At 60.4% G+C, this 10,535-nt stretch carries 10 protein-coding genes; 4 read left to right on the plus strand and 6 right to left on the minus strand.

Annotation, left to right across the window (positions count from 1 at the left end; all coding sequences use genetic code 11):
* Positions 1-58 precede the first annotated feature (58 nt).
* Positions 59-1,564, plus strand: a complete 1,506-nt coding sequence (locus tag ACTHXA_RS06160; RefSeq protein WP_441670433.1) for a protein adenylyltransferase SelO — start codon at positions 59-61, stop codon at positions 1,562-1,564.
* A 28-nt stretch (positions 1,565-1,592) separates the two neighbouring features.
* Here the strand turns inward: ACTHXA_RS06160 and ACTHXA_RS06165 are convergent, their stop codons facing one another.
* The 5 genes from ACTHXA_RS06165 to ACTHXA_RS06185 all read right to left on the minus strand — a co-directional run bounded on the left by ACTHXA_RS06165 (position 1,593) and on the right by ACTHXA_RS06185 (position 7,275).
* The gene (locus ACTHXA_RS06165) at positions 1,593-2,315 is read right to left on the minus strand and encodes a hypothetical protein (protein ID WP_441670435.1); all 723 of its coding nucleotides are present in this window, start codon (positions 2,313-2,315) and stop codon (positions 1,593-1,595) included.
* A gap of 264 nt (positions 2,316-2,579) precedes the next feature.
* Positions 2,580-3,206, minus strand: coding sequence for a mycothiol-dependent nitroreductase Rv2466c family protein (locus ACTHXA_RS06170; protein WP_441670437.1), 627 nt, complete (start codon positions 3,204-3,206; stop codon positions 2,580-2,582).
* Between the two features lie 112 nt (positions 3,207-3,318).
* The gene (locus ACTHXA_RS06175; protein ID WP_441670439.1) at positions 3,319-3,972 is read right to left on the minus strand and encodes a hypothetical protein; all 654 of its coding nucleotides are present in this window, start codon (positions 3,970-3,972) and stop codon (positions 3,319-3,321) included.
* A 69-nt stretch (positions 3,973-4,041) separates the two neighbouring features.
* The gene (locus ACTHXA_RS06180) at positions 4,042-4,833 is read right to left on the minus strand and encodes an ABC transporter ATP-binding protein (RefSeq protein WP_441670441.1); all 792 of its coding nucleotides are present in this window, start codon (positions 4,831-4,833) and stop codon (positions 4,042-4,044) included.
* Between the two features lie 57 nt (positions 4,834-4,890).
* On the minus strand, positions 4,891-7,275 hold the full coding sequence (locus ACTHXA_RS06185; protein WP_441670443.1) for an FtsX-like permease family protein: 2,385 nt from the start codon (positions 7,273-7,275) through the stop codon (positions 4,891-4,893).
* Positions 7,276-7,478: 203 nt separating this feature from the next.
* On the opposite strand from ACTHXA_RS06185, the gene ACTHXA_RS06190 reads away from it, so the two are divergent.
* The gene (locus tag ACTHXA_RS06190) at positions 7,479-7,892 is read left to right on the plus strand and encodes a VOC family protein (RefSeq protein ID WP_441670445.1); all 414 of its coding nucleotides are present in this window, start codon (positions 7,479-7,481) and stop codon (positions 7,890-7,892) included.
* 73 nt (positions 7,893-7,965) lie between these two features.
* On the opposite strand, the gene ACTHXA_RS06195 is transcribed toward ACTHXA_RS06190, so the two are convergent.
* Positions 7,966-8,613 carry a maleylpyruvate isomerase family mycothiol-dependent enzyme gene (locus tag ACTHXA_RS06195; protein WP_441670447.1) on the minus strand — a complete coding sequence of 216 codons (648 nt, stop codon included), beginning with the start codon at positions 8,611-8,613 and terminating at the stop codon, positions 7,966-7,968.
* A gap of 88 nt (positions 8,614-8,701) precedes the next feature.
* Here ACTHXA_RS06195 and ACTHXA_RS06200 point away from each other — a divergent pair, with 88 nt between their 5' ends.
* Both ACTHXA_RS06200 and ACTHXA_RS06205 read left to right on the plus strand, forming a co-directional pair.
* Positions 8,702-9,181, plus strand: a complete 480-nt coding sequence (locus ACTHXA_RS06200) for a MarR family winged helix-turn-helix transcriptional regulator (protein ID WP_441670449.1) — start codon at positions 8,702-8,704, stop codon at positions 9,179-9,181.
* Positions 9,182-9,212: 31 nt separating this feature from the next.
* Positions 9,213-10,529: an MFS transporter gene (locus ACTHXA_RS06205; protein ID WP_441670451.1), complete on the plus strand. Its 1,317-nt coding sequence runs from the start codon at positions 9,213-9,215 to the stop codon at positions 10,527-10,529.
* The last annotated feature ends 6 nt before the right edge of the window (positions 10,530-10,535 follow it).

A 10,535-nucleotide genomic window follows, 5' to 3' on the forward strand; every position in this document is an offset into this window, starting at 1 on the left:
ACACCGATCGTGGAACCGCGGGCCGTACCCTAGCTCGTAAGAAGGAAGCGAGGCTGCTATGAATGCTGCACTTGACCGCGACCTCACGCACGAGTCGACAGAGCGTACGAAAGCTGCTCCGAGCATCCGCCTCGAATCGCGTTTCGCGAGCGCGCTGCCCGAGATGGCCGTCGCCTGGCAGGCCGAAGACGCTCCTGCACCCCAGCTGCTTGTGCTCAATGAAGAACTCGCCGTAGAGCTCGGGTTCGACGTGGAGTACCTTAAATCACCGGATGGGATTCGTTTCCTCACCGGACAAAATCTTCCGGCTGACGCCCGGCCAGTCGCCCAGGCCTACGCAGGGCATCAATTCGGTGGTTACTCGCCACGACTCGGCGACGGTCGGGCGCTGCTGCTGGGTGAAGTCATCGACTCGGCCGGTGAGCTTCGCGACATCCACCTCAAGGGTTCCGGGCCCACCCCGTTCTCACGCGGCGGCGACGGCTTCGCCGTGCTCGGGCCGATGCTGCGGGAATTCCTCGTGAGCGAGGCGATGCACGCGAGCGGCATCCCGAGCACACGAGCGCTCGCGGTAATACAAACCGGGCGCACCGTATACCGCGAGATGCCTGAAACTGGCGCGCTGCTTGTTCGTGTGGCGGCAAGCCACTTGCGTGTCGGCAGCTTCCAATACGCGAAAGCGACCGGCGATCAGGGAGTCTTGCGCCGTTTGGCCGACCACGCGATCGAACGCCATTACACCGAGGTCGCAAGCTCCGAGCATCCGTATCGAGAGTTTTTCGACCGGGTTGTATCGGCTCAGGCATCGCTGGTCGCGCAGTGGATGCTCACCGGGTTCGTGCATGGGGTCATGAACACCGACAACATGACTATTTCGGGCGAAACGATCGATTACGGCCCGTGCGCGTTCCTTGACGAGTTTGATCCGACCGCGGTGTTCAGCTCGATTGACCACGGTGGGCGCTACAAGTTCGGTAATCAACCCGTGGTGGCGGAATGGAACCTCGCCCGTTTTGCCGAAGCGCTCCTCCCACTTTTCGATGACGACCAGGCCACGGCGATCGAATTTGCGCAGGATGCGCTGGGCAAGTTCGCGGCGCAATACAGCGAGGCATGGGCGACCGGGATGCGTGGAAAGCTTGGTCTCGCGCACCACGAGGATGCCGAAGCCGTCGTGACGCTCGTGACGGAACTCTTCGACATTCTGAAGGTGGAGCGAGTGGACTACACCTCGCTCTTCCGCAACCTCGCCGACGCCGCGCGTGGCAATACGGTGCCGCTTCGCGTACAGATTCCGGATTCGAATCCGTTTGACGCATGGCTTGATCGTTGGAAGGCGATCGGTCCCGACGGTGCTGCGATGGATCGCGTCAATCCCGCATACATCCCAAGAAACCACCTCGTTGAAGAGGCATTGCAAGCCGCAGCTACTGGAAATATGGAACCCTTCGGTCAACTGCTCCAAGCTGTGACCGAACCGTTCACCACACGCGCCGATCGCGACCGGTTTGCGCTCCCCGCGCCTTCATCTTTCGGCCCGTACCGAACCTATTGCGGGACCTGACCTCGCCATTCATCCCGGTCAACGTCACTTAGAACTGGGGTTCATCGCCGATCGCTGAACGATACTCATCCACGGGCTCTACGACTTCAACAGCACCGTTGCCGAGGGCATGGGCGGTCGTCCACGGTTCGTCATATTCACGCACCGAGTGACCGTAGTCCCATTCCGACCTGTAGGGCCGAAGTGCCCCTGCGTAGCGAGATACCGAGGCGTAAACCCGCGATATCCAGGTATTCGCTTCGGCCTCGGCCGCCGCCACACTGATTACTGAGCCCGGACTCGTCAGGAGCTGTTCAACCCTTCGATCTCGAATTCGGTGTTGCAGATTCCTCGTTACGATTTCAACGCCAAGTCTCTCTCGTAGAACATCAGGCATGACCACTGCAGACAGTCCTACCGCGAAACCGATGTCTTCAAGGTCCTCTAATTCCAGCCCAGGGAGCCCAGTTTTCGCCGGCGGCCTCACGATCGGCGGCGGTGGCGGATCCGTTATCGTTGCGAGTTGCCAATCATAATTGGGGTCCTCGAGATGACCGCGCAACAGCGGGATCACCCGGTCTCGTGGCGCAGTTCGTTGCTCGATGGGTAAGAGCCGCCGCCACTTACTCATGATGCTGCTGGTCGTGCGCCCCGTGTACCGGGCAACCTCATCGATGTCGTTCGCACCTTCGCCAATTGCCGCAATAATGGCCCGATAGTCGCGGTCCTCCCAAGGCAACCCCGACCTCGATGCTCCCTCATTGTTGGTCATCAAATTCCCCTATCGCAATGCTGTCTTCCAAGGAACAACAGCATCCCAAGCGACCTCGGATACCGCTGGAGTTATCCACAGCACCCAAAATTGGGGACAACTATCGAGAGCTTTGGTTTAGCCCCGTACGGTGAGGTCGTAAATTTCTGCGCCTCGCTGCGAATGAGAACGGTTGGATTGGAGGTGCTTGCGTCCACCTCCAAACTGCGAGTCGTCAATTTGAGGCGATTCCAGTCGTCAATTTGGAGATTCTGGGCCGACTGACTAATCGAATTCTGGCGAGGTCGTCCGCGAGCGCTTGAGCTCGTAGAAGTACTCAAATGATCCGAGGGTGACGGCGGCGTCAAAGAGCTCTCCCGCTTTCTCACCCCGCGGGATGCGGGTCATGACAGGGCCAAAGAACGCGGTGCCGTTGAAAGCGACCACCGGGGTGCCGACTTCATCCCCAACTTTCGAGATGCCTTCTTGGTGCGAGGCACGCATCTTGTCATCGAGCGCGTCGGTCTTCGCGGCTTCAAGGATGCTTTCGTCGAGCGACAGTTCGGCGAGCGCCTCAGCGACGACCTGCTCGTAATTGTCATTACCGCCGTCGTGGATGCGCGTACCGAGTGCCGTGTAGAAATCGCCAACCTTGTCGTCACCGTAGCGGTCCTGTACCTGCGTGACAGCACGCGCTGGGAGCCATGCCCGATCCATCAGCTCTCGATAACCGGCGTCGAGTTCCCGGCCCTCATTGAGCACTGCGAGCGACATGATGTGCCACTTGATCGTGATGTCGCGTACGGTCTCAACTTCACGAATCCACCGCGAAGTAATCCACGCGAATGGGCAGATTGGGTCGAACCAGAAGTCAACGATTTCACGGGATGCGGGGGCAGTCTGCTCGGTCAAGGTGCTCCAATTCAGTGGTTGGGATCAGCGCGTCACGAATACGCGCTGTCGGGCAATACTCACGTACGTTGAGTCATAACCATGCCGGATGCGCACTTATTCCAGACTGGCGTTAGTCGCCCATCCACCAGGTATCGGCGTCGATAAGCCAGTGGCTGCGCAGCGTCAGCGCCCGCTCAAAGGCCGCGAGCAGACCAGCAACGGTGAGACAGGTGGCCAGCCACGGGGGAAGTTGGATTGGTGACTCAAACCTGCCAAATCGATCCGCGATCATCTCGATGCTCGTGATCCACTCGAGAATTTGCGGCGCCAAGACCGCGAGCCCGATCAAGAGCACGACAACCGCGAGAATGCCGATGGTGCGACTAAGTATCGGGTGGTTGCGACCGAATTGTGCGCGCCAGTGCTCGGCGGTACCGGGGGTCGGCACCAGCTGCCGCTCCTGTTTGCCGCGAATCAAGTGCACGCGGCGCATGCCGAAGGTCGAGTCTGCGACGTCAATTTCACCGTTGTATACCGGAAACCTGACTGGCAAGGTTGCCCGCAAGTGCTGTCGCCCATCGCGATAGAGCGCCGCACTCGTCTCCCAATCAAAAAAGTTCACATCCACGGCGTAGGTTCGCGGCAATTCACTGCCCGACTCGTCCGGCTCCATCAGCCGGATCGCGAATTGTGAGCGCCAAAGCGCATCCCATCCGCGTACGGGTTTGAGTGCGCTGCCGTCGCCGGGCTTGATCTTTGCTGCATTCTTATCGCGAGGCGTCATAGATCTCCGTCCGTGGCAGCATCCACGGTGTCACATTTTTCTCGAGAATGCGCGCTACAGCTGTCCACCTTAGAATCCGTGGTCGCGCAGCCAGCCGAGCAAGAAGTCAGACCGCTGTTCGCTGTGTTCATGAGTCCACGGGCCAAGTGCCACTTCGTCGACGACGAGGCCGTCGCGCAGGTAGACGACGCGATCGGCGCGTGCGGCGCAAGCCGGATCGTGAGTCACCATGACGACGGTCGTGCCGTCGCGGTGCACATCGACGAGCGCATTCATGACTTCTTCGGACGTGCTCGCGTTGAGCGCACCGGTTGGTTCGTCCGCGAAGAGCACTTTTGGTTCGGTGGCGAGGGCACGGCAAATGGATGCGCGTTGCAGCTGTCCACCGGAAACCTGCGTTACGCCGTGGTTCGCAATGTGGTCGATGCCGAAGCGCTTCAGCAGCGCATCCACTCGCGCCTCGACCTTCGCACGCTCGCGCGGCTGAGCCTTGAGCGCCGGCAGCAGGATGTTGTCGCGCACGTTGAGATTGTCGAGGAAGTACGCCTGTTGGAAGATGAATCCCATTTCTTCGAGTCGAACCTTGCTCATTTGCTTGTTATTGAAGCTCGTAAGGTCGCGGCCGTCCAATTTCACGGTGCCTTCAGTGGGACGGTCCATGCCGCTGATGCAGTACAGCAGCGTGGATTTTCCGGAACCGGAAGCACCCATTACCACGGTGAATTCACCCGGACGCACCTCGAGGTTGATTCCGTTCAGCACTTTGGCGGGTGGCGTGGTCGTGAAGAACGTCTTCTCAATGCCGTGGGCGGCGAGCACCGAACCTTGGGCGGCGCCTGTGCCTTGATTCGTAATAGTCATGAGCAATCAATCGCTTTCGTATTGGTTCGGCTGCGCAAGTTGTTAGGCGGGGCAAGCTCAACCCTTGAGCCAGGCCGAGGTGTCATTGCTACGCAATCGCAACGACACGATGTAGGCCGCGAGCGCGCCGGCAGCGATGAGCAGGACCGGGAAGAGCACGTGTACGAGGGCGTGGTTGGGGAAGAACTGCAGTTCGGTGATCCCGAAGCCAGTCAGTGACATTGCGCCACCCACCAGCGCTTCGCCCGCGGTCGCGGTGAGTAATAGCCCTGCGGCAACACCGGGTGCGACCATCAGGATGGTTTTGAACTGGGTCTGCCATGCGAGTTCCCCACCTGAAAACCCGAGTGAAGCGAGCACGCCGCTGCGCTGACGATCGCGAGAAAGTCGCATGGACAGGTACAGATACGTGATCAGTGCGGCGACTCCGAGTGTCAGCGCAAGCGAAATCCAGGCGGCCATCGAGAAGGCATTCACGACGTAGGAGAGTGTCTGCTGCGTGTAGGTCTCCATCGGGTAGACCTTCGCTGCGGGGTACGCCTCGGTGTATTCCTCGGTGATCGCACCCACGTCGAGGTTGTCGGCACCTGAGGCGTAGAGCACGTAGCCGTTCGCGTTCTCGGGGAAGTCGGCAGCAAGTTTGGCGGTGAGCCCGCCAGAGGTCACGTCTTGGTAGATCCCGCTCACCTCGAGGTCGAGCAGCTCTTCACCATCACGCAGTGTGATCGTGTCGCCGACACCCACCTGGAGATTTTCCGCATTGAGTGCAGAGAGCGCGATCTGCCCTTCTTCCGGAGCCGAGCCCGGTGCGAACGCAACCGTATTGCCGGAGTAATCGCCGACCTCAGTGCGGAAGATTTCCCATCCCGACTCGCCCTCGATTTCGTAGGCGACGTTTGCGTAGCTCGTGACTTCGCTGAAACGATCATCGGCTGCCAGCGCCGCTGCGACCTCGTCGTAGGTGGCCGCAACGTCCTCGGAATACTGCAGGTCGATTCGCATATCACTTTCCGGGGCACCGAGGTAGCTCACGAACTGTTGGCTTTGGAAAGTGTTGAGCAGGCTCATCGGCAAGGCCACGAGCACTGCCGCGAGCGCGAACACCACGGGGATCAAGACCCACTGGCCGAACCCGGTCCGCAAGTCGACTCGGGCAAGCTTCGCGTTCATGTTTCCGCCGCGATAGCCGCGGAATACCGACCGAATCACACCTCGACCGCTGCGCTTCGCCTTGCGAGCCGTTTGTTTCTCGGTCAGCGTGCTGCCGTGGACCAAAGCGCTGACCACTTCGATTCGGTCAACCGCGCGCAAGACACCCCATGCGATGCTGATGACGAGCACAAACACTGCGAGGAGCGCCGCTATCGGGGCAATGAAGGTTGCGGCCGTCACCGGGGCTTCCGCGAAGTTCGCTTGCACGCTCGAGGTGAGTGCGCGTGACGCGAAGATCGCGAGCACACCACCCACCGCGCACGCAAGCAGTGTCATCACCGTGTATTTCGATAGGTAGAGCCCGGAGATCGTACGACTCGGCAACCCGATCGCCTTCATTGCACCGATCTCTCGCACTTCATCCTGCAGGGTTCCGCGAATCACGAAGCGGACATTGAGCAGCGCAATCGCGATCAGCAGCACACTCACGAACATGAGTGCGATTGCGACCAGACCTTCACTGAAGACGTTGATGACGCGGATGATGTCGAAGGTCACGCCCTGCCCGTTCATCGGCAGTTGCTCATTCGCTTCATATGCGGTCTGCAATGCGCCGCCGAGTGCGGGGTCGGTCGTGAGATATTCAACGATGATTTCGGGGATGCCACCGCCACCCGCGGAGAGCCTGTCGAAGTCGGCTGCCGATACCAGGAATCGTGTCGCGGAAGACAGCGAGGATGCCATTTGCGCGTCGCGCACGAATCCTTCGACGGTGAGCGTGACGGTCTCGGCATCGGTTCGGATCGAGAGTTCGTCGCCCGCTTCCAACCCGAAGGTCTGCTGGTACGCGACGGGAACGTACACTTCGCCTTCCGCGGCCTGCGGGATGCTGTTGGTTTCGTCCAGCAGGAAGTCGAACTCTTCGTTTTGCACGACAAAGAGGTTGTCGATGAGGCTTTCCGAGAGGTCTCCGGTTTCGCCGGTCGCGGGGCGTTCCCACGAGAGGAAGGAGCTGTCGAAACCGATCATGTCCTCGATCAACCAGGACTCGATTTCGGGGTGCTCGGCGGCAAAGGCATCGAGCGCACCGGTGTCGTAGTCGCCCTTGTGCATCTGCAGGAAATGCGGCGGTTTCGCTTCTTCGAATAGTCCGTTCACTGCGCCCGAAAGGCGTTCCATCACCATGGCGCCGGTGGCCATGAGGAGCGCGCTCAGGACGAGCACTACGAATAGCGAAAGGTTGGCTCCCCAGTTTTTGCGGAGGTCATTGCGTGCGTACTTGAAGTTCATGTCCTCGCCCCGTGATCGTCTGACCTCAGACTGTCACCACAGTGCTTCGGGCGGGAGCCGGTAAGCCATCCGGTTTTCAGCGGTTTTCCGACGGGGTTTCCCCGCGACACGGATGCGTTTGGTCGCGTCACCAGGGAAGGTTGCCAGCAACTATCAGCGACTGCGGGTGGTTACTATTCGATCGCTGGCGCATAGTCGTGCGCATGAGTATCTTCGTGAACATTCCCGTGGCCGACGTTGAACGCTCGCGAGCGTTTTTCACCGCCATCGGGTGGACCATCAATAACAATTTCAGCGATGAAAATGCCATCAGTGTCGAGATCGCTGACGGTCAATACCTCATGGCACTGCAACGTGACTACTACCAGACCTTCATCGGCAGTAAGTCTGTCGGTGACCCGTCAACCCAGTCGCTCGCGCTCATTGCCTTCGATCTTCCTTCTCGGGATGCGGTGGATGCCTTCAATGAGGCGGTCCGCCAGGCAGGTGGGAAAGTTGGCGAGATCCAGGATCACGGCTTCATGTATGGCGGCCAGTTCGATGATCCGGACGGCAACCACTTTGAGCCGTTCTGGATGGATCCGGCCGCCGCAGAGAGCGGCCCGCCGGCCGAATAGACCAGCGGGCCGCGTCACAAGCGAACTCCGGATCACGGCGTGGTTGAACTTCAACAATTCGGTTGAGAGCCTGCTACCGAACCAGGACGGGCAGGCCTTCCCCTTCGAGTTGCTCTAGCGCAACCGCGCGTCCCGTCAGCAGCAAAAGTAATGCGGAGATCGGACCGCGGATCTCTGGCCCCTCCCCCACTTGCCAGTCGTAATCGGTCGCAACCAGACGCATCCTTTGTAGCGGAAAATTGCGGAACACCGCGGCGAGCCCTTTGCCCTGATAAGACCAGACTCGGTCGGCAGCCCAGCTTGCAGCTTTGCGATCCATCTTGAGCTCACGACCGAGCGGGATGGCAATGTCCTGGCTGTGAACGAGGATGTCCGTGAGTGTCTCGCGCGCGGTGAGACCAAAATTGTGTTTCCGAGACCCGACCATCGCCCGGATCGCCGGCGCGAAGGTCTCTTTCGGCAGGCGCGCCTGACGCTTCGTTGCCTTGCGAATCACCGTATTAAGGCCGCCAGGGTTGCGCGCGAACACGATCAAGAATTGCCAGAGACCCATCTGCTGCATCGTGAGATGCGCAGCAACCTCGCGAATGGTCCACTCGCTGCAGAGCGATGGCTGCGCCCAGTCCGCTTCGCGGAGCGTGTCGAGCAAATCAGCGGTACGAAGCCGCTGATCATCGATCGCGGCCCACAGTTCATCTTGGGTGAACGTTGGATTGTTCATGAGGCACCTCACCATGTTCTCGTCGTTGAGATTTGGTACGATATGCGAACTATTTTAGTTCGCTACTCGAACCACCTCAAGGGGTTGCATGGCCGATTCATCCAAGACTCAGGAAACCCGCGGACCCGCTGCGGCTCGAGAGTTCCCGACATCACTGCTGATGTTTATTGCTTTTCGTTCGGCTGAGAATCGAATCGTGGATGCAGTGAAGGGCGCGGGCTTTGACGTCACGCTCGCACAGAGTCGCCTGCTCGCGCGCATCGCTCCCGAGGGCACGCGCATTTCCGAGCTCGCGGAACAGGCACAGATCACGAAGCAAACGGCGACCGCACTTGTCGACCGACTGGAATCGGTGGGCTATGTCGAGCGTGTGCCAGATCCCGAGGATGGTCGAGCACGCGTGGTACGGCTCACCGATCGAGCACTCGCGGAGATCGCTCCAATCGCAATCGCTGAAGAGGAGCGCATTGAGGCAGAGTGGCGCGAGCACCTCGGCGAAGAAGAAATGCGAAGGCTCCGGTCCCTTCTCGAGCAGCTCCGGGAGATCACCGACCCGTACAAAAAGTAGCCCGGGCACCGGAGCGACCTATGCTGAGGCCATGACCCCGTCGCATCCGCTCGGTCACTCACCTCGCGAGGATGAGTCTTCCCGCCAGCACGATCTGCTGGCCACGCCACCCACGCGACCTCAAAGCATCCACTGGATCATCTTGGTGGCAGCAGGAGTTGTGGCAGCCATGCATGTCTGGAAGCTCCCCGGCGCGCTCGATGGCATCCGCGCTGACCTGGGGATGTCACTGGTCGCGGCCGGAGTGCTCCTCGGCATGGCGCAGATTGGCTCGATGGTGCTCGGACTGGTGGTGTCACTGTTCTCAGAGCTCATCGGGCTCCGTCGCACCTTACTCATTGGGTTGCTGCTACTCGGAATCGGTTCACTCGCAGGCGCATTTAGCTCGACCACAGCCTTCCTGATGGTGACACGAGGCCTCGAGGGCGTCGGATTCCTGATGGCGACCGTGGTCGCTCCCGCACTGATTCGACGCCATACCGTGACCTCAACCGCCAGCGTCGCCCTCGGTTGGTGGGGGTCGTTTCAGGGAATCGCTGCCTTCATCGCCATCCTCGTCTCAACGCTGCTACTCACCACAGTCAACTGGCAGGCCTGGTGGATCGTGATGGCCGGGATCACCTTCATCATGATTCCCGTTGTGCTCATGCTCGTGCCCACAGATCCCTCGACGCGGTCGACTGTGGGCGCAGATTCTTCCGCCAAGGACGGGACCGGCGCGCTCCGCCCCGCCGTGATTCGAATCGGTCGAACGCTGCGGACGCTGCCGCCCTGGGGCATCGCCCTGGTCTTCGCGTGCTACACGCTGCAGTGGGGTGCGATCATCGGCTTTCTCCCGACGATTTTCAGCTCCAGCGGTGTGGATGCGGTCACCGCCGGCATTGCGACGGCAATCGTTGCGGGGTTGAACGGTCTCGGAAACGTCCTCACAGGGCTGTTGCTCCAGCGCGGAATCTCGATGCGGTTGCTCGTGTTGTCCGCACTCGCGACGATGGCCGTGACTTCCGCGCTGTTCTTTGCGCTTGACTGGAACTCGGTACCAAACGGACTCATCTGGCAGATCGCGGTGGCAGCACTGTTCTCATTCGGCGGAGCGGCAGTACCGGCAAGCATGATGCGGCTTGCCGTCGACACGGCGCCTCCCGACGGCTCTCCAGCTGCCGTACTCGGACTCATGCAACACGTCTACAACGCCGCCAATTTTGTCGGGCCGATTTTACTCGCGGCGATAGCCGCCGCAGTGGGCGGCTGGCAGCTGTCGTGGATTGCCACGGCCTCGGCATCGGTGCTTGGGATCCTGCTCTCGCTGGCACTATTGCGCCGCAGGGTGCTCGCGTCGATGGGCTGATTCGCG

This window comes from Gulosibacter sp. (genome assembly GCF_052090685.1).
Lineage (GTDB): Bacteria > Actinomycetota > Actinomycetes > Actinomycetales > Microbacteriaceae > Gulosibacter.

What these genes read in the sequence shown, in the direction of transcription:
- ACTHXA_RS06200 (WP_441670449.1), top strand. Translation starts at nt 8,702, where the DNA reads ATGGCCGATTCATCCAAGACTCAGGAAACCCGCGGACCCGCTGCGGCT.
- ACTHXA_RS06185 (WP_441670443.1), bottom strand. Translation starts at nt 7,275, where the DNA reads ATGAACTTCAAGTACGCACGCAATGACCTCCGCAAAAACTGGGGAGCC.
- ACTHXA_RS06195 (WP_441670447.1), bottom strand. Translation starts at nt 8,613, where the DNA reads ATGAACAATCCAACGTTCACCCAAGATGAACTGTGGGCCGCGATCGAT.
- ACTHXA_RS06190 (WP_441670445.1), top strand. Translation starts at nt 7,479, where the DNA reads ATGAGTATCTTCGTGAACATTCCCGTGGCCGACGTTGAACGCTCGCGA.
- ACTHXA_RS06165 (WP_441670435.1), bottom strand. Translation starts at nt 2,315, where the DNA reads ATGACCAACAATGAGGGAGCATCGAGGTCGGGGTTGCCTTGGGAGGAC.
- ACTHXA_RS06160 (WP_441670433.1), top strand. Translation starts at nt 59, where the DNA reads ATGAATGCTGCACTTGACCGCGACCTCACGCACGAGTCGACAGAGCGT.
- ACTHXA_RS06175 (WP_441670439.1), bottom strand. Translation starts at nt 3,972, where the DNA reads ATGACGCCTCGCGATAAGAATGCAGCAAAGATCAAGCCCGGCGACGGC.
- ACTHXA_RS06205 (WP_441670451.1), top strand. Translation starts at nt 9,213, where the DNA reads ATGACCCCGTCGCATCCGCTCGGTCACTCACCTCGCGAGGATGAGTCT.
- ACTHXA_RS06180 (WP_441670441.1), bottom strand. Translation starts at nt 4,833, where the DNA reads ATGACTATTACGAATCAAGGCACAGGCGCCGCCCAAGGTTCGGTGCTC.